This is a genomic window from Nonomuraea sp. NPDC049504, from assembly GCF_040676845.1.
GTDB lineage: Bacteria > Actinomycetota > Actinomycetes > Streptosporangiales > Streptosporangiaceae > Nonomuraea > Nonomuraea salmonea.
The window spans coordinates 122159-146316 of record NZ_JBFAPT010000004.1 but is presented as its reverse complement, the minus strand read 5'-3'; the positions used below and the strand labels follow the sequence as shown (position 1 = coordinate 146316).

Here is a 24158-nt window from a genome sequence, read left to right as displayed (position 1 = left end):
ATGGCCGGATTCCTGCAGCAGGTCGTCGAGGGGCTCGGCGCGGGCGCCATCTACGCCAGCCTGGCGCTGGCCCTGGTGCTGATCTACCAGTTCACCGGGATCGTGAACTTCGCCCAGGGCGAGCTGGCCATGTTCTCCACGTACATCGCCTGGCAGTGCGTGGCGGCCGGGCTGCCGTTCTGGCTGGCGCTGGTGCTGACGCTGGCGGTGTCGTTCGCGGGCGGGATGCTCATCGAACGGGTGATCATCCGGCCCGTCGAGGGCGCGCCCGAGCTGACCCTCGTCATCGTCACCGTCGGGCTGTTCATCTTCGTCAACGCGGCGGCCGGGTGGATCTGGACGTTCCTCATCAAGGACTTCCCCAACCCGTTCCCCGGCGGCGCGCTGGAGGCGGCCGGGGTCAGCGTCAACTTCTCCACGCTGGGCGTGCTCGGCGTGGTGGCGCTCACCATGGGGCTGCTGTACCTGCTCTTCCAGCACACCAAGATCGGGCTCGGCATGCGCGCGGTGGCGAGCAACCCCGCCTCGGCGAAGCTGGTCGGCATCAGGGTCGGCTGGACGCTCGCGCTGGGCTGGGGGCTGGCCGCCACCGTCGGCGCGGTCTCCGGGGTGCTGGTCGCGCCGCTGCTGTTCCTTGAGCCCAACATGATGGGCGGCGTCCTCATCTACGCGTTCGCGGCGGCCACGCTCGGCGGCTTCGACAGCCCGGTCGGCGCCGTCGTCGGCGGGCTGATCGTGGGCGTCGCCGAGACCCTCGCCGGGGCGTACGTCGGCGTCATCGGGTCCGACCTCAAGGTGGGGGTGCCGCTGGTGATCATCCTCGGTGTGCTGCTGCTGCGGCCCCAAGGGCTGTTCGGCCGGGCGGTGGTGGAACGCGCATGATCCAGATCAAGGAAGCCTCTCCCCGGGCGCCCGTACGGGCGCGGCGCGCCCCCGACCCGCGCTGGCGGTGGGCCGGGCTCGCGCTGCTGCTCGCCGCCGCCGTCTACGCGCCCTTCCAGCTCGCGCCCTTCCACGTCTTCCAGCTCACGATGGTGCTCATCTACAGCGTGGCGCTGCTCGGCCTCAACCTGCTCGTCGGGCACGCCGGGCAGATCTCGCTCGGGCACGGCGCGTTCTTCGCCGTCGGCGCGTACGCGGGCGCCATCATGCTCGACCGGTACGACCTGCCGTACCCGCTGACCCTGCCCATCGCGGCGGCCGTGGCGTTCGTGATCGGCCTCGCGCTCGGCGTGCCGGCGATGCGGCTGCGCGGCCTCTACCTCGCGCTCGTCACCCTCGCCATCGCGATCTTCCTGGTGCCGCTGCTCAAGCGGTTCGAGGAGCTGACCGGCGGGTCCATGGGGCTGACGCTGACCAAACCGGCGCCGCCCGCGTGGAGCGGCCTGGCCGAGGACCAGTGGCTGTACTTCCTCACCCTCGTCGTCGCCGTCGTCGCCTTCCTGGTGGCGGCGGGGCTGCTGCGGTCGCGGGTGGGGCGGGCGCTGCACGCCGTCCGCGACAACGAGACGGCGGCCGAGGTCATGGGCGTGCGGCTGTCGTCGTACAAGACGCTCGCGTTCGCCTGGAGCGCCATGTACGCCGGCGCCGCCGGATGCGTCTACACGTGGGTGATCGGCTTCGTCTCGCCTGACTCGTTCACCGTGAACCTGTCGATCACCCTGCTGGCCGGCCTGGTCGTCGGAGGGCTCGGCTCGCTGTCGGGACCCGTGCTCGGCGGGCTGTTCGTGATGTTCGTGCCGAGCATCTCGCAGGACGTCAACGACGCCGCGCCCGGCGTCATCTTCGGCCTGCTGATCATCGCGGTCATGTACGTGGCCCCGACGGGGCTCACCGGTCTGGCCGGGCGCCTGCTCAAGAAGATTCCCCGGAAGGAGTAAGAGGGATGCGACGAGTATCTGCGATCGGCGGTGCGGCGCTGCTCCTGCTCGCCGTCGCCGCCTGCGGGGGGCGGGACAGCGGCGGCGGCACCACGGGTACGGCGGCCACCGGCCAGTGCCAGGGGCAGCAGACCACCGGCATCACCGACACCAGCATCAAGCTGGGCGGCATCTACCCGCTGTCCGGCCCCGCCTCCGCCTACGGGGACATCCCCAAGGGCATCAAGGCCTACTTCGACTACATCAACGCCGAGAAGAACGGCATCGGCGGGCGCAAGGTCGAGTTCGTCGTCCGCGACGACGGCTACCAGCCGCCCAAGGCCGTGGAGGAGGCCCGCAGGCTCGTCGAGCAGGAGCAGGTGTTCGCCCTGTTCCAGACGCTCGGCACCCCCTCGACCGCGGCCACCTGGGACTACACCAACCAGCGCAAGGTCCCGCAGATCTTCGTGGCCACCGGCGCCTCCCAGTGGGGCACCGACGCGGCCCACCCGTGGACGATCGGCTGGCAGCCCAACTACATCTCCGAGGCCCGCGTCTACGCCGCGTACCTGAAGAAGGAGCAGCCGCAGGCCAAGGTCGCCGTCCTCTACCAGAACGACGACTTCGGCAAGGACCTGCTCGGCGGGTTCAAGCGGGCCATCGAGGGCACGCAGGTGCAGGTCGTCGCCGAGCAGAGCTACGAGGTGACCGACCCCAGCGTGGACCCGCAGATGCGGAACCTCGCCGAGTCGGAGGCCGACGTGTTCCTCAACGTCACCACGCCCAAGTTCGGCTCGCAGGCGCTGGCCGCCGACGCCAAGAACACCAAGTGGAACCCGCTGCACATCGTCAACAACGTGGCCGCCTCGATCACCGTGCTCAAGCCGGTCGGCTTCGAGAACGTGCAGGGCGTCGTGTCCTCCACCTACTACAAGGACCCGAACGACCCCACGTGGGAGAGCGACCCCGAGATGGTGCTCTACAAGGAGAAGATGAAGCAGTACGCGCCGGGCGCCGACGTGAACGTGCCGTACCACACCTTCGGCTGGGCCGTCGCGAGCAGCTTCCACAAGGCGATGGAGGCCGCGCCTTGCCCGACCCGCGAGGGGCTGCGCGACTCCGTGCGCAACCTCAAGGGCGTCAAGGTCGACATGCTGTTGCCCGGCGTCACGCTCGACACCGCCGCCGACGACGGGTTCCCCATCGAGTCGATGCAGCTCATGGAGTTCAAGGGCGAGCGGTGGGAGCTGTTCGGCGAGGTGGTCGACACCCGCGCCGAGTTCGGCCCCCTGACCGGCTGACCCGAGCGCTACGGCTTGATCGTCCCCGCGCGCACCAGCCAGTCGACCGCCTCGGCGGTCGCCTCCAGCGAGGTGTAGCGGGGACGGTGGCCGAGCAGCCGCTCGGCCTTGTCCATGCTGCAGTGGGGGCTGTGGGCGATGTGGTCGTACGTCAGCGCCGCGTCGTCCTCGGAGACCGTCCTGCGCCACTGCTCCCACGGCAGGAACGACAGCCGCGCCTCCTTGCCGAACCAGCCCGCCACCGCCTCGGCGTAGCCGCGCAGCGACAGGGCGGTGGTGGCGACCGAATGGAAGCTCTCGCCCACCGCGGCCGACCGGCTGGCGATGGCGTCCATGAACAGCCGGGCCACGTCGTCGGCGTGCACGTGCTGGACGGTCTCCAGCCCCAGGTTGGGCAGCGCCAGCTCCGACCCCTCCGCCAGGGTCTGGAACACCGCCGGGTTGACGTTGCCCGCCGGGTTGACCGGCACCCATCCCGGCCCGGTGATGTGGCCGGGATGGATGATCGTCGCCGGGAACCCGTCGCGCTGGGCCCGCTCCAGCAACATCGCCTCGATGGCCGCCTTGCGCACGCCGTAGTCGCCGAAGGGGGCCCGCTTGACGTCCTCCGTCGTCGGCACCTGCGCGCTCGGCCCGTGCACCCAGATCGTGCCGCAGTGCAGGAAGTGCCGCACCTTGCCCGCCAGCGCGTCGGCCAGCAGCGCCGCGCTGCTCTCGGTGAAGCAGATCAGGTCGATGACGACGTCCGGCTCCAGCTTCGCGATGCGCCGCCCGAACGTGCCGTCGGCCTCGTCCACCTTCCTGTCGGCGGTGACCGTGGTCACCCGCTCCCAGGCGCCGTGCGGGGCGTAGGGCTCGCGGGAGCCCCTGCTCACGTTGACCACGTCATGCCCGGCCGCCACCAGCCGCGGAATGAGATACGTCCCGATGTGCCCACTACCGCCGATCACCACAACGCGCATGCGCCCAGCGTATCCCCGCCCGCGCTGCTCCCGGAGAGCCGGTGACCGGACTGGAACGTTCTCACCCGCTGTACACCTCCGCCTCGTACCTGCTGGTTGACACGGAACCCCTCGCGCTGCCGAGAACGCCGCGTCGCCGTGAGTTACCATCGAGTGCATATACTATTGATGGTATGTCACAGTGGGAGATCGCCCTAGAGCCGGAGGTGGAGTCTTGGCTGGACGAACTTTCTTTCCCGCTCTACCAGCGTGTCATGCGCAACGTTGACGACTACCTCGTCATTGGTGGCATCCCTGATGGGGATCACGTGAAGAAACTGAAGGATGCCGAGGGCGTTCACGAGTTGCGTGTTGCTCTTGACCGTACGACCTGGCGCTTGACCTTCTGGAAGCCGTCCGACAAGGCGATTGTGATCCTTACAGCCTTCCGCAAGGCACAGGAAGGGACACAGGCCCCAGACATCGCCCGAGCGATCGCCGCCAAGAAGCGGTGCGAGGCAGAGCACGACCTGACCACCACGCACGTGTTTGAGAGGAGTGCATGATGGGTCACAGCCGTTGGGAAACCTACAAGGCGAAGCGTCTGCGCGAGATGGAAGCGGATGCACAGCCCCACCCCGAATACGAGCAGGCGGGACGTGATCTGGAGCTCGGAGACCAACTGCGTGAAATCCGTAGGCGCCGAGGCTTGTCCCAGAAGACCGTAGCGGAACGCTCTGGGATGTCCCAGCCTGCTTTGTCTCGCATCGAGGGTGGCGGCGGCATTCCAGATATAGCGACCCTGCTGCGCCTCGGCGCTGCGATGGGGGTACGGTTCCGCGTCGAACTGGTCGTCGACGACGACATCACTGAAATCGAGCCTCTGACAGTGCATCACCGACAGCTCACGAACGCATAAATGTAGGCGGCCGTCAAGACCGCCAGCGAGCCGATCACCATTGCCCGCCCGAAATTGCGCTCGGCCCCGAAGCCGCCTGTCATCGGGGCGAGAGCAACTTCATCGTCTGGACGGTGACCGCCGCGGCCGAGCAGGACGACCTGCTGGTCAACGAGGTCGGCGACTACCAGGCGACCTCCAGGGAGGCGAGGCCGTAGACGATGCTGGAGGTGCGGAACTGGGCCGGGTTGTCCGTCAGGCGGAGCTTCGGGAAGCGCTGGAGCAAGGCGGGGAAGGCGATGCGCAGCTCCATGCGGGCCAGCGGGGCGCCCAGGCAGTGGTGGACGCCGTGGCCGAACGCCAGGTGACCGGGGGCGCCGCGGCCGAGGTCGAAGGTGTTCGCGTCCGGCAGGAACGACGGGTCCCTGTTGGCGGCCGGCAGGCTGCACAGCACCAGGTCGCCCTCCGCGATCTGCTGTCCGCCCACCTCGACGTCCTTCGTGGCGACCTTGGTGGTGCCGGAGTTGACGATGCTGAGGTAGCGCAGCAGCTCCTCCACCGTCGCGTCGATGCGCTCGGGCTCGCGGCGCAGCAGGTCGAGCTGCTCCGGGTGGCGCAGCAGGGCGAGCGTGCCGAGCGAGAGCATGTTGGAGGTGGTCTCGTGGCCGGCGAACAGCAGCAGGCCGCCGATCCCGATCAGCTCGTCGGTGGACAGGTCGTCGCCGTGCTCGCGGACGAGCATGCCGAGCAGCTCCTCGCCCGGGTCGGCCTGGATGCGCGCGACCAGGGTCTCCATGTAGGCGCGCTGCTCGAACTGGAGCATCATGCGCTCCTCGCCCGGCACGGTCATGTCGAGCATCCGGTTCGTCCGCTGCTGGAAGCCCTCGCGGTCCTCGTACGGGACACCGAGCAGCTCGCAGATCACCAGCGACGGGATCGGTAACGCGAACGACGGCACCAGGTCGGCCGGGGAGCCGGCGGCTTCGAGCGCGTCGAGGTGCTCGTCCACGATGCGCTGGATCCTGGGCTCCAGGCGGCGCATGCGGCGGATGGTGAACTCGGGCGTCAGCATCCTGCGCAGCCGCGTGTGCTCGGGCGGGTCGACGCCGAGGAGGTTGCCCGCGCGTACCTTGGCGAGCTGCTCCTCGGTCATCGGCGGCGCTCCGGGCAGGCGGGCGATGGTCTGCGGCGCCACCTTGAACGTCTCCGCGTCGCCCAGCACCTCCCGGACGTCGGCGTGGCGGGTGACGAGCCATGCCTCCGCCCCGAACGCTGTCGTGATCTTCTTGATACCTTCCTCATCCCGCACCGCCGCCAGCTCCGGTGCCGGATCGAACGCCACCCGCCGCATGTGCAGCGGCATCGCCGAGGTCTCGCTCATGCAATCCCCTGAGATGGTTCCGTTATTTGCACAGCACCGTACTGATCCCGGTGATCGGTTCACTAGAAGCGATCATCAATCGTTGCGGGGTCGTACTTGAACCATGGCCGCATCGCAGTCGGGCGGCTTGACGCGGGCTCGGCGACGCCGGAAACATACCCCCACTTATCAGGATGAAGAGGACGGCCCATGGAGAGAAGGCAAGTGCCCGTGCTGGTCGCCGGCGGCGGGCCAGTCGGCCTGGCGACCGCGGTGGAGCTGGCGCATCACGGCATCGAGTGCTTAGTGGTGGAGCCGCGCGAGACGGTGTCCTGGCTGCGGCCGCGGGCGAAGACCACCTCGGCCCGGTCGATGGAGATCCTGCGCAGGTGGGGCCTGGCGGAGACGCTGCGCTCGCGGGCGCCGCTGGCGGTGGCCTGGTCGGACGAGGCGGTGTTCGCCACCAGCCTGCTCGGCAGGGAGATCACCAGGATCGACCGCTGCTTCGGCCTTGACCTCGTCGGCTCCGACCTCGCCGCCGAGCCCGGCCAGCAGGTGCCGCAGCCGCTGGTCGAGGAGGTGCTGCGGGAGGCCGTCGGCGACGCGCTGCTCACCGGGTGGCAGGTGACGGGCCTGGAGGAGGACGCCGACGGCGTGACCGTGCGTATCGCGGCCACCGACGGCGCCGAGTGCGAGGTCCGCGCCCAGTACGTGGTCGGCTGCGACGGCTCGCGCAGCGTCACCAGGGACGCCATCGGCTCCCGGTACGAGGGCCGCCAGGACGCCAGGCCCAACTTCAACATCGTCTTCCGCGCCCCCGACCTCGCCGACCGGGTGCCGCACGGGCCCGCCGTGCACTACTGGGTGCTCAACCCGGCCCAGCCCGGCATCGTCGGCCGGCTCGACCTCAAGGACACCTGGTGGTGCATCGCCCAGGGGGTGCGGGCCGAGGACGCCGACCCCGTACGGCTGGTGCGCAACCTCGCGGGTGCCGACATCGACGTGGAGATCCTGGCCACCGACCCGTGGACGGCACGCATGCTGCTGGCCGACCGGTACGCGAGCAGGCGCGTCTTCCTGGCCGGCGACGCCGCCCACCAGAACCCGCCCTACGGCGGTCACGGCTTCAACACCGGCGTCGGCGACGCGGTCAACATCGGCTGGAAGCTCGCCGCGGTGCTGCGCGGATGGGCGCCGGAGGCGCTGCTGGCCACGTACGAGAGCGAGCGCCGCCCCATCGCGGCCGACACCATCGAGGCCGCCGCGGCGAACATGGCCACCCTCGCCCCCGAGCTGGCCGACCCGGCGCTGATGGGCACGGACGAGGAGTTCGCGAAGGTGCGCCCGGCCGTCGCGGAGGCGATCAGGCGGACCAAGGACAGCGAGTTCCACAGCCTCGACCTGGTGCTCGGCTACACCTACACCGGCTCGCCGATCGTCGCGTCCGGGACGGGCGAGCGCCTGCCGCACCGCTGGCTCGCGCCGGGCGAGTCCCTGTACGACCGCCTCGGCCGCGCCTTCAGCCTGGTCGGCGACCTCGGCTCGCCGCAGGCCGCCTCGCTGGTGGCGCAGGCGCGCGAGCTGGGCGTGCCGCTGGAGGAGATGGACCTGCCCGGCGAGCCGCTGACGCTGGTGCGCCCCGACCAGCACGTGGCCTGGCGCGGCGGCGACCCCGAAGGCGCGCTCCGCCTGGCTTTGGGGCACCTCAGGTAGCCGGTCGCCGGTTGTCCCCATGGGCCGGGGTTGCGGCGAGTTTACCGGGATCAAGACAGCCATAGAGTAATCGAAACACTACTCCTGGTTACGATGGCGAAGTTCGCGCACCTATCACTCCAGGGGGCTGGATATGACTGACGAGACCCGGGCCGGCAGGACGATCGACGAGGAAGACGGCGTGCTCGGCGGCGAGGCCGCCCTGCTGCATGCCCAGGACGACCCGGCGGCCTCCGCCGCCGTGGACGCGGCCGTCGAGACCGAGCTGCTGGAGGACGCCCCGGCCCGCGAGGCGGTCGAGGCCAGGCGCGAGAGCGAACGTCAGATCGCCGACCTCACCGCCCAGGACCAGCAGCGCTTCCGCGACCTCCAGCGCGAGCTGCGCACGATGGGCGCCGACGTGTGGCCGATCTCCCGGTGGTGGGGCTTCGAGATCCACCTCAACGAGTCGGCCGCGCTGCTCGCCGCCGAGATCCCGCAGCTCATCGCACAGAGCGCGGCGACCATCGTGGGCGGCTGGCTGACCCCGGTCATCGAGCGCGCCGTACGCGGCAAGGCCGCCTGGATCGCCTCCATCGCCCGCCCGTACGGGGTCAAGCTGGTCTCGCCGTGGACCGCGCCCGGCATGCTCGTCCCCGCCCGCCAGGACGGCAGGCCCGCCGGAGAGAACGGCCTGTACTGGGCGGTCCACGAGCCGGAGCAGGGCTGGAGCGCGGACCAGCGGTTCGTCGACCACTTCAGCGTGACGGGGCCGGCGCTGGGCGAGTTCCAGGACCGGCTGTTCCTGGCCCACCGGGGCGGCGCGGGCGACGCGAGCCTGTGGTGGACGGTCTACGACGCCGAGGAGGGCTGGAGCGAGGACCAGCGCTTCCCGCAGCACCTCAGCCAGGCCGCGCCGGCGCTGGCGGCGTACGACGGGCAGCTCTACTGCGTGCACCGGGGCGCGGGCGACGACACCGCCCTGTGGTGGACCCGCTTCGACGGGTCGAGCTGGAGCCCGGACGAGCGGCTGCCGCGGCATTTCAGCGAGAGCGCGCCGGCGCTGGCGGCGTACGACGGGCAGCTCTACTGCGTGCACCGGGGCGCGGGCGACGACGCTCTGTGGTGGACGCGCTGGGACGGGTCGAGCTGGAGCCAGGACCAGCGGCTGCCCGGCCACTCCAGCCGCTCGAACCCGGCGCTGGCCGTCTACCGCGGTCACCTCTACTGCGTACACAGGGGCGCGGGCGACGACACCGCCCTGTGGTGGACGCGCTGGGACGGCTCGACGTGGAGCCCCGACCAGCGGCTGCCCGGCCACCACGCCGGCGAGGGCCCCGCGCTGACCGTCTACAAGGACCGCCTCTACTGCGTGCACCGCGGCACCGCCGACCAGAGCCTGTGGTGGAGCAGCTTCAACGGCTCCGCGTGGAGCTCCGACGAGCGGCTGCCCGGCCACCACAGCGTCGAGAGCCCGGTCATCATGGCCTACCGCGACAGGAACGCCACCCGCGACCAGCTCCTGGTCCTGCACCGGGGAGCCCGCTGAGCCCACACGCGCGGGTGCCGGCCCGCACCGCGAGCCGGCACCCGTTCATGGCCGCCTACCAGCCGGCGAGCTGGTCGAGGAACCACTCGATGAGCGGCCTCGACACCGCGCCGTGCTCGGTGTTGGCCGTGTCGCAGCAGAACGCGTCGAGGAACGTCTCGTCCTTCGGCAGGTCGCCGAGGTCGCGGTAGAGCTCCGACTGCCACTGGAACGGATCCCTGGCCAGCGCCACCGCGCTGACCGCGGGCACGAAGCAGCTGCGCCGCAGCCGGTCCTGGATCGGCAGGCCCGTCGCGTCGGCCAGCCGGCCCCACGAGTCGAGCGTGCCGCCCGGCGCGCCGTCGAACGCGGCGACGTGCGAGGTCGCGCTCGTCCACACCGGCGCGCCGAAGCGCACGACGCCGATGTTCTGCAGCTCGCCCATGTCGGGCTGGACGCGGGCGGTCAGCTGCAGCGTCTCGTGCTGCAGGTCGAAGACCGGCGTGCCGGGCGCGAGGTCGGGACCGACGCCGTCGCCGGTGCCGTTGGCCAGACCCAGCTTGTACGGCCGCATCGGGAACCAGCCCACCCGGCGCAGATCCTCCAGGAACTCCAGGCGCAGCGGGCTGGCGCTGGTCACCGACCCCGAGTAGTCGGCGTCGTCCACCCAGCCCCACAGCAGCTGCTGCGCGGCCGGGCTGCGGATCAGCGCGGCCTGGCCCGGGCCGTCGGAGCGCGGGGCCAGCGACTCGTGCAGGTACGCCAGCTGCTGCAGCACCAGCGGGATCCAGGCGCCGAGGTGCGGGCTGTCGTAGGAGAAGTACTTGTCGGTCTGGTGGTCGACGCCCTCGCTCTCCATGCGGGCCAGCGCGTACCGGGTGACGATGCCCCCCATGCTGACGCCGCCGACCACGAGCTGGTCGTCGCCCAGGCGCTCGTCGATGACGCGCCGCACGCAGCTCACCGCGACGGCGGCGTTGGCCTGGACGGCGGCGTGCCGCTGGTCGAAGCCCAGCAGGACGACGTCGATGCCCATGGACCTCAGCTGGTCGAGGAAGCCGGGCACGCCCCTCTGGTAGGGCTGGTTGAAGTGCCGCCACAGCGCGTCGAGGTCGCTGGGCCCGTAGTTGAAGCCGTCGGCCAGGATCAGCGGCCTGGTCGGTGCGTCGTGCCCGTCGGCCAGATGCACGGCGGCGCGGCCGGTCGCGGTGTAGCCCTGGTACGGCTCGTCGCCGACCAGGTCCCAGGTGAGCTCGGGCCGGCGGGCCTCGCCGTCGCGGCGCGGCGGGGCGGCGAACCAGACCCCCTGCTGCCCGAGCGCGGCGGCGATGCGTTCGACCTGGTCGGTGCTGAGGCTGCTCTCGAAGGTGTGGGCCCTGGTCTCGACGTCTATTCGCGGTTCCTGCGGCATGTCCGATCCTCTTTTCGCTGAGGGCCAACTGGGGCCACTGACCACACCTTACGGTCACTGCCAGTCATTGACCGAGTACCGAACGTGGTGGCGTTTTCGCAGGTCAGACCTGATGACGTGACACCCGGCGGCGACGGGGCAGGAGGTGCGGAACAGCCCGGCGAGCACCTCGAGACAACCGACTCCTTCGACGGACGAGCACCTCGAGACAACCGACTCCTTCGACGGACGAGCCCTTCGAGAACGACCTACCGCGCGAGGTGAGCACGATGCCAGAACGACGCGACGACGACGAGTTCTTCGCTCCCGTGCTGAAGGAGCCGCCGCCCGGCGAGGACGCGAGTGACACCGGCGTGCCGCACGTGCACGGGGCCGGGCAGGGGGAGTGGGCGCGGCGGCCCGGGCCGTCGACCGCGGTCAGCCTGCGCCTGCTGGCCGCCGCGCTGCTGCTGCTCGGCGGCGTGGTGCTGGCCGTGCTCGCGGTGCTCGCCGGCAACCCGCCGCTGGCCGTGCCGCCCGCGCTGGTGGCTCTGGCCGCCGCCTTCTACCTGGTGCTGTTCGGCATCCGCCGTGCCCGCCAGGACGGCGGCCCCCCGACCTTCGGCTGACCCCTCGTCAGGGCCGTGCGCGGCGGACCGCCGGGTTTCGGCGCTGCTCACCGGGTATGCGGCCTGCTGGGAGGGCCGGACCGGAGGAGTTGCGATGTCCACGACGTCTTTGATCGACAGGGAGTGCGTACGCCGGCTGCTGGACTCCCGGCACCCGGACGCCACGCTGGTCTTCATCCGCGGCGGCTGCGAGGTGCTGCCCGCCGGCGAGGTGGACGACGCCCACAAGGGCCTGGTGATCGCCAGCCGAGACGATGTCATGGCCCAGATCCCCGGCGGCACCCCCACGGACGAGGTGCTCGACGCCCTGGCCCACCGCCTGGACAACGTCGTCCGCGACCTGGGCGCCTGAGCCGCTAACGCCGGTGGCCGCTCTCCAGATATTGCAGGACGGCGGCCACCCGCCGGTCGGTCCTGTCGGTCGGGGCGAGGTCGAGCTTGGCGAAGATGCTGCGGATGTGCTTGTGCACCGCGCCGTCGGTGACGACCAGCCGCTCGGCGATGGCCGCGTTGCCGAGCCCTTCGGCCATCAGCGCGAGCACGTCGCGCTCGCGCGGGCTGAGCCGGTCGAGCCGGTTGTCGGGCCGGGAGCGGGTGAGGAGCTGCGCGACGACCTCGGGGTCGATCGCGGTGCCGCCCTCGGCCACCCGGTGCAGCGCGGCGAGGAACTCCTGCACCCGGCCCACCCGCTCCTTGAGCAGGTAGCCGAGCCCGGCGCTGCCGTGGGAGAGCAGCTCGGTGGCGAACGCCTGCTCGACGTACGCCGACAGCACCAGCACCGCGAGCCCGGGCAGCCGCCGCCTGGCCTCGACGGCGGCCACGATGCCCTCGTCGGTGTGGGTGGGCGGCATGCGCACGTCCACGATGGCGACGTCGGGCTCGCACTCGTCGATCGCCTTCAGGAAGCCGTCGGGGTCGGCGGCGGTGGCGACCACGTCGAGCGCCTCGGCGCGCAACAGCAGCGCGAGCCCCTCGCGCAGCAACGGGTCGTCCTCGGCGATCACAATCCGCATGGAAGGCTCACATTCATGGTGGTGGGTCCGCCGGCGGGGCTGGTCAGCGCGAACGTGCCGTCGTGGGCCTCGGTCCTGCGGCGGATGCCGCTCAGCCCGGACCCGCCGCTCTCGGCCGCGCCGCCGCGCCCGTCGTCGGTGATCTCGATGCGCAGCCAGGCGTCGTCACGGCGCACGGTGACCTGCGCCCGCGTGGCCTGGCTGTGCTTGGCGATGTTGGTCAGTGCCTCGGCCACCACGAAGTAGGCGGTGGCCTCGACGGAGGCGGGACACCGTCCCGGCACCTCGGCGTCGATCCGGCAGGGCACGGGGCTGGCCGCGGCCAGGCCGGTCAGCGCGTCGGGCAGGCTGCGGTCGGCCAGCACCGGCGGCAGGATGCTGCGGACGACCGCGCGCAGCTCGGCGAGCGCCGTCTCGGCGGCGTTCTGGGCGCTTTCGAGCACGGCGTCGGCGGTGGCCGGGTCGCGAGCCAGCGCCCGCCTGGCCGCACCGAGCAGCATGGTGACCGCCACGATGCGGTTCTGTGTGCCGTCGTGCAGCGAGCGCTCGATCCTGCGCAGCTCGGCGGCGTGCGCGTCGAGTGCCCCTGCGCGGGTGGCGGTGAGCTGGGCGACCCGCAGCGCGAGGTCGGTCGCCGGGTCGGCGGCCAGCAGGCGGCGCCCCGGCCACGCCTGGAGCCTGGCCATGGCGGGCACGAACGCCAGCGTGAGCGCCAGCCAGAACAGGCTGAGCGGGCTGACCGCGAGCGCGCTGGGGAAGGTGTCGGCGTCCCAGATGCCGAGCCCGGCCCCTGCCGTCTCGCCGGGCGGCAGGACCTGCCAGTACAGCGGGTAGAGCAGGTCGCGGACCGCGCTGAACGGCAACGTCAGCCCGACGAAGCCGATGAGCAGCCCGATCGTCGCGTGCGGCAGCACCCAGACCAGCTCCCGCCGGCTCGCGGGCCGCTTGACGGCCGCCCGCCAGCCGTCGGGCACCGGATCGGGGCTGATGAGGTCGCCGGGACCCCAGCGGGTCAGCCGGGCCCGCTCACGGTCGGCGACCGCGCGCAGGGCGCGCAGCGCGCCGGGCAGCAGCGGCAGGCCCACGCCCACGAGGCAGAGCAGCCCCACGAGGACCAGCCCGACCAGCACGAGCAGCGCCAGGGCGCCGGTGCCGATGCCGCCGACGAGGTGTTCGAGCCCGTCGAGCGTCGCCCTGGCACGGGCGGACGGATCCCACGTACGGGCGGGCCGCCGCTCGGCAGGCGAGTCGTGGTCGGGCATCCGCACCTCCTTCGCCACCGACCCTAGGTCACCGGCGGGCGCGGCCGTCAGAGCGGCGGCGGAAGAGTACAGCAGGCTGTACCTCGGCTGTCGCGTTGGTGGGATCGCCGGGCCGGCGGGAGGTTCGTACCGTTTCGTGGTGCAAGCGGAACACAGAACGGCAAGGAGATCGCGATGACCCAGCACACCTCCGAGATGCGTCAGGCCCGCCACCACGTCAGCCGTCCGGTGCTGTGGGCGCTGCTCGCGGTCTTCGCGGTCTGTAACGTGGTGACGTCGGTGTCGGATCTACCGGTGCTGGTCGGCATGGGCTTCGGTCTGCTCACCCTGGCCTGCGCCGCCGCCCTGATCCACCAGCACTACACCGCCCGCCGCCGCTGAACCGGACGTCCGTCCAGGGCACCCGCCGGTGAAGCGGCAGGTAGGATTTCCCCTTCCAGGGATGAAAGGGGATATTTATGGAAAAAGCCTCGGAAGATCGTCCTGAGCAGGAAGCGTTCGTCCGCAAGGAGCTGCAGCGGCTCCGCGACAGCATCGACAACCTCGACGCCGCGCTCGTCCACCTGCTGGCCGAGCGGTTCAAGTGCACGCAGGAGGTCGGCCGTCTCAAGGCGGAGTATGAGCTGCCCCCGGCGGACCCCGAGCGGGAGGCCGCACAGATCCGCCGCCTGCGCGCCCTGGCCGAGCAGTCGAAGCTCGACCCCGTCTTCGCCGAGCGCTTCCTGAACTTCATCATCGCCGAGGTCGTCAGGCATCACGAGCTGATCGCCAGCAACCGGGCGGCCGCCCGCGCTACGTGAGCCGATCGAGGAACGCGAGCACCCGCTCGGTGAGCAGCCCGGCGGCGGCCCGATCGTAGGACGGCAGGCTCGGGTCGGCGAAGTTGTGCCGGTCACCGGGATAGAGGAACAGCTCCGCGTCGGCGGCCGACCCCACAAGGGCCCGCGCCGCGTCGAGGTCGCCCTCACCGGCGAAGATCTCGTCGGCCTCCATCCCGTGCACCTGCACCGGCACCCCCTGCGGCCACGCCTCGCCGAACTCGGCGACCGGTGCGCACGCGTCGATCAGCACGGCGCCCCTCGCCCCCTCGCGCGTCTGCGCCAGGCTCTGGGCCGGCAGCACGCCCAGCGAGAACCCCACATAGACCAGCCCGGCGGGCAGGTCGAGCGCAGCGGCTTTGCCCCCCTCGACGAACGTGCCGAAGCCCGCCTTCTCCGCATAGGCCACGCCGTCCGGCAGGTTGTCGAAGACGTGCCCGTCGTAGAGGTCGGGCGCGTGCACGGTGTGACCCGCCGCCTCCAGCGTCGCGGCGAACTCGCGCACACCGGCGGTCAGCCCGCAGGCATGATGGAACAGCAGCACCTCGGCCATGACCGTCCTCCCTTTTTTCGATCGGGCGTTCGGAAGCCGAGTATGTCAGGGCACGCGCGGCGGCGCCACCGACGAGCGCCTGATCAGCCTTGAGCGCAACGTGTGCGTCGTGCGAGCCGGCTCGCCGCCGCCGTCCAGGATGTCGAGCAGCACCTCGGCCGCCCGCGTGCCCACCTCGCCGACCACCCGCTCCCCGGTCTTCGGCCCCACCATGACCAGCTCGGGGCCGAACGGAATCTGCGCGTCGTCGAGCGCTGCCTGTCCGGCGTACGTGCCGCCCTCAGTCCACGAGCGCGACCTTGACCTGGCCAGGGTCGTCGCCGGTCAGCGGGACCGCGAAGACGGCCGTGCGGCCATGGGCGCCGTAGACGACGAAGCGCACGCCGTCCTGGTCCCACGTCTCCTGGACGTCCGAGGTGAGCTGGGCGGACGCCGAGCAGTACGCGGGGCTGCGGCGCAGCAGGTGCAGGGACGCCTCCAGCGGCACCCCGTCCTGCGGGGGCGCGGCGACCGGGCGTACCAGGCGGCGGCGCAGCGGCGTGAGCCAGTGGCCGTCGAGCTCCGAGGAGAGCGCCAGCAGCGCCGCCACCTCCATGGCGACCACCACGGCGACGACGGGAGCGGAGACCGTGCCGGACGGTGCGGCCAGCGCGAGCAGGGCGCCGGCCAGCAGCAGCCCGGCACGGGCGAACGAGCGCACGTCCACCGGCTGGGAGTGGGTGCCGAGACAGCCGCAGGACGCGGCCGGCGCGGCGACGTGCGCGTACCGGAGATAGGCGAGGAAACCGGCCGTGAGCAGCACCGCCGCCCCCGCGTTCCACGGGTGCGCGGACGGCACCAGCAGCCCGGCCGCGACCGCCAGCTCGGCCAGCCCGGTCAGGCGCAGCGCGGGGACCGCGCGCGCCGCACCGGTGAGCCTGGCCAGCGCGGTGCGCCCGGCCTGTGCCCGCATCCGCCGGCTGAACAGCTTCAGCAGACCTGCCCAGACGAGGAACGAGGCGATGACGTACGGCTGCGACGCGGCGATCCCGTTCACGAGCTGCCTCCTAGTGCGGGGAGAAGACCGTGGCGATGTCCACTTCGTTGGTGTCGGGCCGCCATGCGCCCAGGACCTGCACGTGCTGGCTGACCTTCAGCATCGACAGGTCCGTGGTCGGCGGCGACTGGGAGTGGATGGCGACCGTCGTGCCGGCGACCACGTGGCACAGCACTTCGTGCCCGTTGTGGTCGAGGTGGAAGGTCTGGCCCTTGATGTTGGTGATGTGGCCCTTGATGTTGACGATGTTCAGCCACACCGACTCGGCGGCCAGCATGCCGTCCGGCATCCGCACGCCTCTGGCGTACAGGCCGTCGCCCGGCTTGGCCTGGTCGAACCCGACGGGGCCGAGCTTCCACAGGCTGGTGCCGTCCACCACTCTGATCGTGTGGAGCACCATGTTGGAGCCCAGGACGAGCAGGGTGTTGTCCTTGATCGAGCGGATCCGGCCCTCGGCGAAGTCCGGGTCCGGTGCTCCCGGCTCGACCTTCTGGGCGGGTGCGGCGGTCGCGAAGGCCGCCTCGGGGCCGAGCGAGCCCATCGCGGTCGCCGCGACCACGCTCGCGCCGCCGCCGAGCACGGCCGACCTCAGCACGTCTCGTCTGCTTGGCACTGTGATCACCGTCCCTCAGGGCGTCGAGATCTCGGCCGGCCGCAGGCCGGAAGAGAGGCTGGCGATCTGGCTGTAGGCGGCGGGCGTCAGGTCGATCAGGCGGTTGTTGGCGCAGGTCGCGCCGCAGCAGCTGCGCTCACCGCAGAACAGGTCGGTCTGCGGGCCGCAGTCCGCGATCGCGGTGACGACGCTGCCGCCGCCGCACAACGAGGTGATGCGGTGCCGGAAGCCGCACGTCCTGCGCGACAGGCTGACACCGCAGCGGTCGGGACGGGTGATGGACCAGCACGCGTCGGAGGCGTTGGGCCAGGCGTGCTGGAGACTGCCGGAGTTGCAGGTGCCGCAGGCTCCCTTGCCGGTGCTGCTGCACGGGCCCCATGCGGTGCCGCAGCAGAACCAGGAGACCTCTCCTTGGACGGGGCCGAGTAAGTCGGCGGGCGGGTCGGTGGCCTTGCTTCGCGCCATGCGCGTCCTCCTTGGGTGCGCTTGTGGACGGTCTCTGCGAGGGGTTGAAGGTTTCCGACTCGATCTATGAGTACCATGTAAGGAATTTTCGTCAATGCCCTGATTTTTCATGACCTGTGGGGCGGCGGGGGCGTGACGAGCGACCGGCCAGTGGCGGGTGCGGGGGCGGGCCGCGGCCGCGTCCAGCCGTCGCTCCGAGGCCGCTCAGCCGGCGCAGAACTCCGTGACGGTGCCGGTCAGGACGTCGGTGACCTGGTGCAACGCGGCGATGTCGGCCCACTCCTCGTCGGCGTGCGCGCCGCCGCCCGAGACGCCGAAGAGCAGGCACGGGATGCCGGCCGCGGCGAGCAGCGCGCAGTCGGTCCAGAACGGCTCCGCCCTGATCACCGGCGAGCGGCCGAGCACCCGCTCCGCCTGGGCGAGCAGCACCCGCGTGATCGGCGCGCCCGGGTCGGCCTCGAAGGGCTCGCGATGCAGGCCCGCGCGCAGCTCGTAACGGAAGCCGGGCACGGTGGCGGCCAGGCGGTCGAGGATCGCGGCCAGCTCGTCGCGTACGGCCGCGGCCGGCTCGCCCGGCACCGTGCGGCGCTCGACCGTAATCCGGCACCGCGCAGGATACGTCGACGGCCCTTCGCCGCCGTCGATCATCGACGCGTGCACGGTGCCGGGGCCCAGGAGCGGATGCCTGCCCGCCGCCGCCAGCCGGGCGCCCAGCTCCTCCAGCGCGACGAGGAAGTGACCGGCCTTGGCTATCGCGTCGATCCCGAGATCGGGACGCGAGCCGTGGGCGGCGCGGCCCAGCACGTCGACCTCGAACCAGGCGAAGCCCTTGTGCGCCAGCGTCACCTCCAGCATGCTCGGCTCCGTCACCACGGCCCCGTCGGCGGTGAACCGCTCAAGGACCTCCTCGGTGCCGGAGCTGGCGTGCTCCTCGTCGGCGACGCAGGCCACGATGACGTCGCCGCGCAGCCGCCCCGCCGCGGTGGCGCGGGCGGCGGCGGCCAGCATGGCGGCGACGCCGCTCTTCATGTCGAAGGCGCCCCTGCCATAGACGCGGCCATAGACGCGGCCATGGACAGGGCCATGGACAGGGCCATGGACAGGGCCGTCCTCGACGCGCGGGCTCAGCGGGTCGCCCTCGTACGTGCCGTAGGCGACCGTGTCGAGATGCCCGTTCAGCATGATGGACCGGCCACCGCCGGTGCCCTTGAGCACGCCCACCACCGACGGGCGGCCCGGCCGGCGCTCCAGCCGGTGGACCTCGAACCCGCGCTCGCCCAGCCACCGCCCGCAGAAGTCGGCGGCGGCCTGCTCACCCGCGCCGCCCGGGGACAGGGCGGGGTTGACCGAGTCGATGGCGACGAGTGCCTGGAGCAGCTCCAGCGGGTCGGCGGTGTGCGGCATGGCGGCCCTCCCTGAGCCATCATGCCGCACCGGCGACGCCCGCCCCGAGCACGCGCGTCACCACCCCGGCCCGCCGCCCGCCGCGCGAATCACCCCGGCCCGCCGACCGGCGGGCGAATCACCCCGGCCCGCCGACCGGCGGGCGAATCACCCCGGCCCGCCGACCGGCGCTCGGACCGCGCCGCCGCTCCGGTCGGCGCTCGGACCGCGCCGCCGCTCCGGTCGGCGCTCGGACCGCGCCGCCGCTCCGGTCGGCGCTCGGACCGCGCCGTCGCTTCGGTCGGAGGTCAGACCGCATCGGCGTTCTGCGCGGCGCGGTAGGCGGCCATCGCCTCGTCGCCGAAGAACGGGCCGAACATGAAACCGGGCGCGAAGTTATAGGTGAAGCTGTTCACCGAGTTCAGCGAGCCGAGCCCGGTGGCCGCGTCGAAGCTCTGGAACCAGGGACCGCCGCTGGAGCCGCCGGTCATGTTGCACCGCAGCCCCTGGTCCTGCGTCATCACCGTGTCGTTGAACGCGCGCCCGCTGCAGTAGATCAGCCGCGACCCGTCGAACGGCTCGGCCGCCGGATATCCGAAGGAGAACATCTGCTGCTGCCTGGCCTGGTTGAAGGCCACGCCCTGCCCGCCGACGACGTCGGTCAGCGTGCGCCCGTTGAGCGGCGCCACCACGACGGCGGCCACGTCGAAGTTGATGTCCTCGCGGGCGTTCCACTGCGGGGTGGTGAACATCCTGGTGCCCACCCACGTGCCGAACGGCCGTCGGCCGTTGTCGAAGGCGGGGACGAACACCCAGTTGCGGTGCGCGGCGCCGTTCAGCTTGACGCAGTGGCCCGCGGTGATGACGACGCTCTCGTTCGCGCTGGTCACGGCCGAGCCGGAGCAGGAGGAGTTGCGGCCGTCGGCGGTGGTGAAGAAGACCCGGCCGGTGGTGCGGACGACCGCGCCGCCGTCGGTCCAGCGCAGGCCGGGGCTGTTGTTGACGGCGGTCCGCTGCTGGTTGCCGTTGCCGTTCCCTTGGTTGCCGTTGCCCTGGCCACCTGTTCCCTGGCCACCTGTTCCCTGTCCGCCCGTGCCCTGTCCGCCCGTGCCCTGTCCGCCCGTGCCCTGTCCGCCCGTCCCCTGCCCGCCGGTTCCCCGGTTGCCGGTGCCCTGGTTGCCGCGTTCGTACCAGGACGAGCCTCGGCTGCCCGCGGCGCGGGTGCCCTGGGTGGACCAGGGGTTGCCCCGGGACGGGCCGCGCCACTGGTTGCGCCGCGGGGCGGGGGCGTTCAGCGGCTGGGCCGCGAGCATGCGGTTGGTGCTCCAGTACTGCGAGACGGTCCTGCGCTCGCGCCAGGAATCCGTCGCCGTCCACCCGGCGGGCCGCCTGAAGTCCGGCCCGCCGGCGGTGCCGGCGTTCGCGGTGCCCACGGGGGCCAGGGCGCCCGCGAGGGCGAGCGCGACGGCGGGGAGCAGGGCGACTCTGCGGTGCATTACGTACCTCCCGAAACCCGGTAACTGCCGTAGGGAGGTACGTAGGGTGCGTTCGATTCTCCTCAACGCACGCCCAAATGGATATGGCGACATCACCCGACGAATCCGACACGTCACGCAGGGTGCATAGAGGCGCCTATAGGCGGGGACACTACTTTTTCTTTACGAAATAGCCACGAGCGGCGAACGCATTTTCAGGGATTCTTTCCCTGGTGCGGGATATTGACCTGCGGCGTGGCGTTGTCACTCGGCTCGCGGCAACTGTAAGCATCGTACCGGTCTGGCGACCATGGGTCGTATTCCGAAAGGAACGGTAAATGCTCACCCCAATGAGAAAAATGGCGAGGCCGGCGGTGCACGGGCTGCTCACGGTGGCGCTGGCGGTCACCATGGCACCGGCGGCGAGCGCGGACGACCGCGACGACCGACACCTGCGCAAGTTCAAGGGCATCCACAGCGACAGGGGCTTCCACACCGGCAGGAGGGACGAGGACGGCGGGCGTAACTGCAGGCCGCGCACTTTCTGGCGGATCCACAAGCTCTCGCCGCGCAACTTCTTCCTGCCCCGCACCCGCTACATCGACGGCCCCGGCGGCTCGATGACGGTGTCGGTCACGCGCGAGCACGAGGTGCTCGCCTTCCTCGAAGCCGAGAACGAGAAGACCAAGTCGCTGGAGAAAAGCAGAGCGCGGACGGTGGACGACGTCACCGACACCAAGTCGGTGGTGGAGGCCCTGCGCCGGCTCGGCCTGCCGCACCTCGAAGAGCGGCACATGGTCTTCACCGGGCACGAATACACCAGGGAAGTCACGCCGGGCAAATACGGCAACATGTGGTACCGCGTTTTCGGTTACCGCATCGGCTGGTCGGCCTGGTCCGTCCTCGGCACCTGCGACCGCCGCAAGGTGGCCGCCGGCGTGGCGAACGTGCCCGCCCGCGTCGAGGGCTGGCGCTACTGGGAGACCGAGCATCCCAAGTTCAAGCGCCGGATCCTGTCCGCCAAGTAGCCGGATTTCGCAGGTCAGGAGGGTTCTGAGGAGACATCGCGGGTATGGGGGGTGGCAGTCCGGCACGGCCGGGCGCGCAGCCGTCCGGTGCGCCGAACCCCACGGCTTCTACGAGGGGGACACCAATGGCCATACAGCGATATCTCGGATTCAGAGTCTTCCGCCTGCCCGCCGCTCCTGGACCGGAGCCCACTCCGGGCGGTGGGGGCGACACCTACGGGCGGGCCCGCCGGCGCCGGCGTCGCCGCCGCTGAACACGGATCCGCCAGGAGATGTGAGGGTATCGGGCCCTCACATCTCGCCTTTCCCCGACGTGGAAGCCGGCCGCGCCGGCGTCTCATGCGCAGGAGTGAGTCGCGGAATCCCTCCCACCGGCGATGCCGGCAGGGCCCCGCCGGCCGCACCATCGCCTTATGACTCCCCGTTCGGCGCTGATCGCCGCGCCTCTCTTCGCCTTCGCCTACGGCGCCATCCGCATCCTCGACGGCCTCGACGGCAGTTACGGCCCCGGCCTCGCCTGGACCGCCGGGCACCTGGCCTTCATGGCGGCGCTCCTCCTGTTCGCCTGGCTCTTCCTGTGGTTCCGCACGCTCGCCGGGCGGGACGCCCTGGCCACGGCCGGCGCGGTGGCCGGGCTCGTGGGCGTGGTGGCGCTGCTCGTCCAGTTCGGCATCGACATCGCCGTCGGGTTCGCCGCCGCCGACCGGGACGGCATGAACCTGCTGTTCCAGCAGGTCCAGAGCGTGCCAGGCGTGCCGTTCACGGTCTATGACGGCCTGCCGTTCCTGTTCTACGTGGCGCAACTCGTCCTGATGATCCGGCTCGCGGTCCTGCGCGTCCTTCCCGTGTGGACGCTCGCGCCGGTGCTGGTCTACCTCGCCCTGCCGATCGTCTGGAAGGACCTGATTCCGGTCTCCGCGCTCTTCATGCTCGTCGCGCTCCTCCCGCTCATCCGCCGGCCCGCCGTGGCGCTCGCCGCCGTATGACGAGCCCGTATGAGGAGCAGCAGGCAGGATGAGTGACATGCAGGACCTCCTCACCGTTCTCCGGCGCCGCGCGGCGGCACTGCCTCCCACACTGGTGGACGGCTGGCTCGCGGCGCTGGTGCTGGTGGTGCAGCTCTGGCCGCTGCTCTCCCGGGACAACCCGGCGGGCGGGCCCTGGCACTGGTGGGGATACACGGTCGTGGTCGCCTCCGCCGTGCCGCTGGTGTGGCGGCGACGCGCGCCGGTCCTCGCCCTGCTGGGCTCGCTCATTCCGAGCAGCCTGTACGACCTGGTGGACGAGGTGGCCGACCAGCCCATCTGGTACGGCGGCCTGGTGACCCTGTACACCGTCGCCGTGATCTGCCCCCGCCGGGTGCGCTGGGTCCTGCTGGCCGCCGCGCTCGGAGGCGGGATGCTCGTCGTCGGCTCGTCGGAGACGGCGTTGCGGGGCATCGTGCTGTTCGTCGCCGCGTACGCGATCGGCCGGGCCGCCGCCTCCTCCCGCGCGCACGCCGCCGCCCTGGAGGAGCGCGCCGCCCAGCTCGCCAGGGAAAGAGAGGCCGAGGCCGAGCGGGCCGCCGAGCGGGAGCGGGCCAGGATCGCCCGCGACATGCACGACATCCTCGCCCACGCGGTCAGCGTCATGGTGGTGCAGGCCGAGGCGGGGCCGGTGGCGGTCGCGACGCAGCCGGCCAGGGCGGTGGCCGCGTTCGACGCGATCGCCGCGGCGGGCCGGGACGCGATGGAGCAGCTGCGCCGGCTGCTGAACGTGCTGAAGGAGGAGGAGGGCCCGCGCGGCCCCCAGCCCACCCTCGCGGCGGTGCCCGCCCTGGCCGACCAGCTCAGGGCGGCCGGGCTGCGGGTGGACTGCTCCAACACGGGTGACCCGCGGCCGCTGTCGCCGGACACGGAGGTGGCCGCGTACCGGATCGTTCAGGAAGCCCTCACCAACATCGTCAAGCATGCCGGCGCCACCAGCGCCGGCCTCGCGCTGACCTGGCAGGAAGACGCACTCATGATCGACATCACCGACGACGGACACGGCAGGGAGCCCGCGCTGCCCTCGGGCGGCAACGGCCTGATCGGCATCCGCGAGCGCGCCGCCGCGTGCGGCGGCAGCGCCGTGGCGGGCCCGCGCGAGGAAGGCCCCGGCTTCCAGGTGCTGGTCCGGCTGCCGCTGGCGGCGTCGTGACCGTCCGCGTCGTCGTGGCGGACGACCAGGAGCTGGTACGCGCCGGGTTCGGCATGATCCTCGACGCCCAGCCGGACATCGAGGTGGTGGCCGAGGCGGGCGACGGGGAGCAGGCGATCGCCGCGGTCCGTGAGCACGCCCCCGACGTGCTGCTGCTCGACATCCGCATGCCCGTCATGGACGGCATCGAGGCGGCCCGCGTGGTCTGCGCGGAGGGAGCGTGCCGGGTGCTCATGCTGACCACGTTCGACCTCGACGACTACGTCTACGACGCGCTGCGCGCCGGGGCGAGCGGCTTCCTGCTCAAGGACGTGCGCCGCGACGACCTGGTGCACGCCGTACGCGTGGTCGCGGCCGGCGAGTCGCTGCTGGCCCCGTCGATCACCACGAAACTGATCGCCGAGTTCACGTCGCGGGCCGCGCCCCGGCCACCGGCCGACAGGCTGTCGGTGCTGACCGCGCGCGAGCAGGAGACGCTGCGGCTGATCGCGCGCGGGCTGTCCAACGCGGAGATCGCCGCGGAGCTGGTGGTCAGCGAGCACACGGTCAAGACGCACGTCAGCAACGTGCTGGCCAAACTGGGGCTGCGCGACCGGGTGCAGGCGGTGATCGTCGCCTACGAGGCGGGGCTCGTCACGCCGGGAATTTCCGGCTGATTTCCAGCGGCGGGCGAGGCCGCGGCCAGCGGTGATAAGGCGGCCATCAGGGGGTGCCGGCGCGGGCGGCGTACGGCTTA

At 71.6% G+C, this 24158-nt stretch carries 27 protein-coding genes; 15 read left to right on the top strand and 12 right to left on the bottom strand.

Annotation, left to right across the window (positions count from 1 at the left end; translation table 11 throughout):
- Genes AB0K28_RS09760 through AB0K28_RS09750 form a run of 3 tightly spaced genes read left to right on the top strand, consistent with a single transcriptional unit; the run spans window position 1 to window position 3160 of the window.
- A complete protein-coding gene (locus tag AB0K28_RS09760; RefSeq protein ID WP_364367328.1) occupies window positions 1–882 on the top strand; it encodes a branched-chain amino acid ABC transporter permease in 882 nt (293 codons plus the stop codon).
- Complete coding sequence (locus tag AB0K28_RS09755; RefSeq protein ID WP_364367325.1) at window positions 879–1880, top strand: branched-chain amino acid ABC transporter permease; 1002 nt, start codon at window positions 879–881, stop codon at window positions 1878–1880. Before AB0K28_RS09760 ends, AB0K28_RS09755 begins: the two co-directional genes overlap by 4 nt.
- Before the next feature lie 5 nt (window positions 1881–1885).
- Window positions 1886–3160 carry an ABC transporter substrate-binding protein gene (locus AB0K28_RS09750; protein ID WP_364367322.1) on the top strand — a complete coding sequence of 425 codons (1275 nt, stop codon included), beginning with the start codon at window positions 1886–1888 and terminating at the stop codon, window positions 3158–3160.
- Between the two features lie 8 nt (window positions 3161–3168).
- Here the strand turns inward: AB0K28_RS09750 and AB0K28_RS09745 are convergent, their stop codons facing one another.
- Window positions 3169–4122 carry an NAD(P)-dependent oxidoreductase gene (locus AB0K28_RS09745; RefSeq protein WP_364367319.1) on the bottom strand — a complete coding sequence of 318 codons (954 nt, stop codon included), beginning with the start codon at window positions 4120–4122 and terminating at the stop codon, window positions 3169–3171.
- 173 nt (window positions 4123–4295) lie between these two features.
- Between AB0K28_RS09745 and AB0K28_RS09740 the strand changes: the two genes are divergently transcribed.
- Window positions 4296–4667: a type II toxin-antitoxin system RelE/ParE family toxin gene (locus tag AB0K28_RS09740; protein ID WP_364367316.1), complete on the top strand. Its 372-nt coding sequence runs from the start codon at window positions 4296–4298 to the stop codon at window positions 4665–4667.
- Complete coding sequence (locus AB0K28_RS09735; RefSeq protein WP_345391983.1) at window positions 4664–5020, top strand: helix-turn-helix transcriptional regulator; 357 nt, start codon at window positions 4664–4666, stop codon at window positions 5018–5020. The genes AB0K28_RS09740 and AB0K28_RS09735 overlap by 4 nt, the downstream gene beginning before the upstream one ends.
- 163 nt (window positions 5021–5183) lie before the next feature.
- Here AB0K28_RS09735 and AB0K28_RS09730 read toward each other — a convergent pair whose 3' ends face one another.
- Complete coding sequence (locus AB0K28_RS09730; RefSeq protein WP_345391980.1) at window positions 5184–6380, bottom strand: cytochrome P450; 1197 nt, start codon at window positions 6378–6380, stop codon at window positions 5184–5186.
- A 189-nt stretch (window positions 6381–6569) separates the two neighbouring features.
- Between AB0K28_RS09730 and AB0K28_RS09725 the strand changes: the two genes are divergently transcribed.
- A complete protein-coding gene (locus tag AB0K28_RS09725; RefSeq protein WP_364367311.1) occupies window positions 6570–8072 on the top strand; it encodes an FAD-dependent monooxygenase in 1503 nt (500 codons plus the stop codon).
- 133 nt (window positions 8073–8205) lie between these two features.
- Complete coding sequence (locus AB0K28_RS09720; protein ID WP_364367308.1) at window positions 8206–9600, top strand: hypothetical protein; 1395 nt, start codon at window positions 8206–8208, stop codon at window positions 9598–9600.
- 55 nt (window positions 9601–9655) lie between these two features.
- Here AB0K28_RS09720 and AB0K28_RS09715 read toward each other — a convergent pair whose 3' ends face one another.
- A complete protein-coding gene (locus tag AB0K28_RS09715; protein WP_364367305.1) occupies window positions 9656–10990 on the bottom strand; it encodes a hypothetical protein in 1335 nt (444 codons plus the stop codon).
- 269 nt (window positions 10991–11259) lie between these two features.
- On the opposite strand from AB0K28_RS09715, the gene AB0K28_RS09710 reads away from it, so the two are divergent.
- Window positions 11260–11598: a hypothetical protein gene (locus AB0K28_RS09710; RefSeq protein WP_345391968.1), complete on the top strand. Its 339-nt coding sequence runs from the start codon at window positions 11260–11262 to the stop codon at window positions 11596–11598.
- A gap of 94 nt (window positions 11599–11692) precedes the next feature.
- Window positions 11693–11950: a hypothetical protein gene (locus tag AB0K28_RS09705; protein ID WP_364367301.1), complete on the top strand. Its 258-nt coding sequence runs from the start codon at window positions 11693–11695 to the stop codon at window positions 11948–11950.
- Window positions 11951–11954: 4 nt separating this feature from the next.
- On the opposite strand, the gene AB0K28_RS09700 is transcribed toward AB0K28_RS09705, so the two are convergent.
- A complete protein-coding gene (locus AB0K28_RS09700; protein ID WP_364367298.1) occupies window positions 11955–12611 on the bottom strand; it encodes a response regulator transcription factor in 657 nt (218 codons plus the stop codon).
- Entirely contained in the window at window positions 12599–13873 is a 1275-nt protein-coding gene (locus AB0K28_RS09695; RefSeq protein WP_364367295.1) for a sensor domain-containing protein, read from the bottom strand. The genes AB0K28_RS09700 and AB0K28_RS09695 overlap by 13 nt, the downstream gene beginning before the upstream one ends.
- A gap of 174 nt (window positions 13874–14047) precedes the next feature.
- On the opposite strand from AB0K28_RS09695, the gene AB0K28_RS09690 reads away from it, so the two are divergent.
- Window positions 14048–14254 carry a hypothetical protein gene (locus AB0K28_RS09690; RefSeq protein WP_345391958.1) on the top strand — a complete coding sequence of 69 codons (207 nt, stop codon included), beginning with the start codon at window positions 14048–14050 and terminating at the stop codon, window positions 14252–14254.
- 77 nt (window positions 14255–14331) lie between these two features.
- On the top strand, window positions 14332–14673 hold the full coding sequence (locus AB0K28_RS09685) for a chorismate mutase (protein WP_355412342.1): 342 nt from the start codon (window positions 14332–14334) through the stop codon (window positions 14671–14673).
- Here the strand turns inward: AB0K28_RS09685 and AB0K28_RS09680 are convergent.
- The 7 genes from AB0K28_RS09680 to AB0K28_RS09650 form a co-directional block, all read right to left on the bottom strand.
- Window positions 14666–15244 carry a dienelactone hydrolase family protein gene (locus AB0K28_RS09680; protein WP_364367291.1) on the bottom strand — a complete coding sequence of 193 codons (579 nt, stop codon included), beginning with the start codon at window positions 15242–15244 and terminating at the stop codon, window positions 14666–14668. The genes AB0K28_RS09685 and AB0K28_RS09680 overlap by 8 nt on opposite strands.
- 45 nt (window positions 15245–15289) lie before the next feature.
- Window positions 15290–15457 (bottom strand): hypothetical protein, encoded by a 168-nt coding sequence (locus AB0K28_RS09675; RefSeq protein WP_345391945.1) that lies wholly within the window; start codon window positions 15455–15457, stop codon window positions 15290–15292.
- A gap of 67 nt (window positions 15458–15524) precedes the next feature.
- Window positions 15525–16280, bottom strand: coding sequence for a MauE/DoxX family redox-associated membrane protein (locus AB0K28_RS09670; RefSeq protein WP_364367288.1), 756 nt, complete (start codon window positions 16278–16280; stop codon window positions 15525–15527).
- 10 nt (window positions 16281–16290) lie between these two features.
- Window positions 16291–16875 (bottom strand): cell wall protein, encoded by a 585-nt coding sequence (locus tag AB0K28_RS09665; protein WP_345391942.1) that lies wholly within the window; start codon window positions 16873–16875, stop codon window positions 16291–16293.
- Between the two features lie 33 nt (window positions 16876–16908).
- The gene (locus AB0K28_RS09660; protein WP_345391939.1) at window positions 16909–17358 is read right to left on the bottom strand and encodes a hypothetical protein; all 450 of its coding nucleotides are present in this window, start codon (window positions 17356–17358) and stop codon (window positions 16909–16911) included.
- 204 nt (window positions 17359–17562) lie between these two features.
- Complete coding sequence (locus AB0K28_RS09655; RefSeq protein WP_364367284.1) at window positions 17563–18762, bottom strand: M20/M25/M40 family metallo-hydrolase; 1200 nt, start codon at window positions 18760–18762, stop codon at window positions 17563–17565.
- Between the two features lie 287 nt (window positions 18763–19049).
- On the bottom strand, window positions 19050–20237 hold the full coding sequence (locus AB0K28_RS09650; RefSeq protein WP_345391933.1) for a peptidase: 1188 nt from the start codon (window positions 20235–20237) through the stop codon (window positions 19050–19052).
- A gap of 338 nt (window positions 20238–20575) precedes the next feature.
- On the opposite strand from AB0K28_RS09650, the gene AB0K28_RS09645 reads away from it, so the two are divergent.
- From AB0K28_RS09645 to AB0K28_RS09630, 4 genes are all read left to right on the top strand, one after another.
- Window positions 20576–21244, top strand: coding sequence for a hypothetical protein (locus tag AB0K28_RS09645; RefSeq protein ID WP_364367281.1), 669 nt, complete (start codon window positions 20576–20578; stop codon window positions 21242–21244).
- A gap of 413 nt (window positions 21245–21657) precedes the next feature.
- Entirely contained in the window at window positions 21658–22230 is a 573-nt protein-coding gene (locus tag AB0K28_RS09640; protein ID WP_345391927.1) for a hypothetical protein, read from the top strand.
- A 28-nt stretch (window positions 22231–22258) separates the two neighbouring features.
- A complete protein-coding gene (locus AB0K28_RS09635; RefSeq protein ID WP_345391924.1) occupies window positions 22259–23422 on the top strand; it encodes a histidine kinase in 1164 nt (387 codons plus the stop codon).
- Window positions 23419–24078 (top strand): response regulator transcription factor, encoded by a 660-nt coding sequence (locus AB0K28_RS09630; protein ID WP_364367277.1) that lies wholly within the window; start codon window positions 23419–23421, stop codon window positions 24076–24078. The genes AB0K28_RS09635 and AB0K28_RS09630 overlap by 4 nt, the downstream gene beginning before the upstream one ends.
- Window positions 24079–24158: the final 80 nt, after the last annotated feature.

Bases quoted from the DNA above. Each gene is read 5' to 3' on its own strand.
- AB0K28_RS09730 (WP_345391980.1), bottom strand. From the start codon at position 6,380: ATGAGCGAGACCTCGGCGATGCCGCTGCACATGCGGCGGGTGGCGTTC.
- AB0K28_RS09655 (WP_364367284.1), bottom strand. From the start codon at position 18,762: ATGCCGCACACCGCCGACCCGCTGGAGCTGCTCCAGGCACTCGTCGCC.
- AB0K28_RS09740 (WP_364367316.1), top strand. From the start codon at position 4,296: ATGTCACAGTGGGAGATCGCCCTAGAGCCGGAGGTGGAGTCTTGGCTG.
- AB0K28_RS09635 (WP_345391924.1), top strand. From the start codon at position 22,259: ATGAGTGACATGCAGGACCTCCTCACCGTTCTCCGGCGCCGCGCGGCG.
- AB0K28_RS09695 (WP_364367295.1), bottom strand. From the start codon at position 13,873: ATGCCCGACCACGACTCGCCTGCCGAGCGGCGGCCCGCCCGTACGTGG.
- AB0K28_RS09720 (WP_364367308.1), top strand. From the start codon at position 8,206: ATGACTGACGAGACCCGGGCCGGCAGGACGATCGACGAGGAAGACGGC.
- AB0K28_RS09705 (WP_364367301.1), top strand. From the start codon at position 11,693: ATGTCCACGACGTCTTTGATCGACAGGGAGTGCGTACGCCGGCTGCTG.
- AB0K28_RS09685 (WP_355412342.1), top strand. From the start codon at position 14,332: ATGGAAAAAGCCTCGGAAGATCGTCCTGAGCAGGAAGCGTTCGTCCGC.
- AB0K28_RS09690 (WP_345391958.1), top strand. From the start codon at position 14,048: ATGACCCAGCACACCTCCGAGATGCGTCAGGCCCGCCACCACGTCAGC.
- AB0K28_RS09675 (WP_345391945.1), bottom strand. From the start codon at position 15,457: ATGGTGGGGCCGAAGACCGGGGAGCGGGTGGTCGGCGAGGTGGGCACG.
- AB0K28_RS09680 (WP_364367291.1), bottom strand. From the start codon at position 15,244: ATGGCCGAGGTGCTGCTGTTCCATCATGCCTGCGGGCTGACCGCCGGT.
- AB0K28_RS09725 (WP_364367311.1), top strand. From the start codon at position 6,570: ATGGAGAGAAGGCAAGTGCCCGTGCTGGTCGCCGGCGGCGGGCCAGTC.
- AB0K28_RS09660 (WP_345391939.1), bottom strand. From the start codon at position 17,358: ATGGCGCGAAGCAAGGCCACCGACCCGCCCGCCGACTTACTCGGCCCC.
- AB0K28_RS09750 (WP_364367322.1), top strand. From the start codon at position 1,886: ATGCGACGAGTATCTGCGATCGGCGGTGCGGCGCTGCTCCTGCTCGCC.
- AB0K28_RS09700 (WP_364367298.1), bottom strand. From the start codon at position 12,611: ATGCGGATTGTGATCGCCGAGGACGACCCGTTGCTGCGCGAGGGGCTC.
- AB0K28_RS09650 (WP_345391933.1), bottom strand. From the start codon at position 20,237: ATGCACCGCAGAGTCGCCCTGCTCCCCGCCGTCGCGCTCGCCCTCGCG.
- AB0K28_RS09755 (WP_364367325.1), top strand. From the start codon at position 879: ATGATCCAGATCAAGGAAGCCTCTCCCCGGGCGCCCGTACGGGCGCGG.
- AB0K28_RS09745 (WP_364367319.1), bottom strand. From the start codon at position 4,122: ATGCGCGTTGTGGTGATCGGCGGTAGTGGGCACATCGGGACGTATCTC.
- AB0K28_RS09645 (WP_364367281.1), top strand. From the start codon at position 20,576: ATGGCGAGGCCGGCGGTGCACGGGCTGCTCACGGTGGCGCTGGCGGTC.
- AB0K28_RS09735 (WP_345391983.1), top strand. From the start codon at position 4,664: ATGATGGGTCACAGCCGTTGGGAAACCTACAAGGCGAAGCGTCTGCGC.
- AB0K28_RS09715 (WP_364367305.1), bottom strand. From the start codon at position 10,990: ATGCCGCAGGAACCGCGAATAGACGTCGAGACCAGGGCCCACACCTTC.
- AB0K28_RS09760 (WP_364367328.1), top strand. From the start codon at position 1: ATGGCCGGATTCCTGCAGCAGGTCGTCGAGGGGCTCGGCGCGGGCGCC.
- AB0K28_RS09710 (WP_345391968.1), top strand. From the start codon at position 11,260: ATGCCAGAACGACGCGACGACGACGAGTTCTTCGCTCCCGTGCTGAAG.
- AB0K28_RS09640 (WP_345391927.1), top strand. From the start codon at position 21,658: ATGACTCCCCGTTCGGCGCTGATCGCCGCGCCTCTCTTCGCCTTCGCC.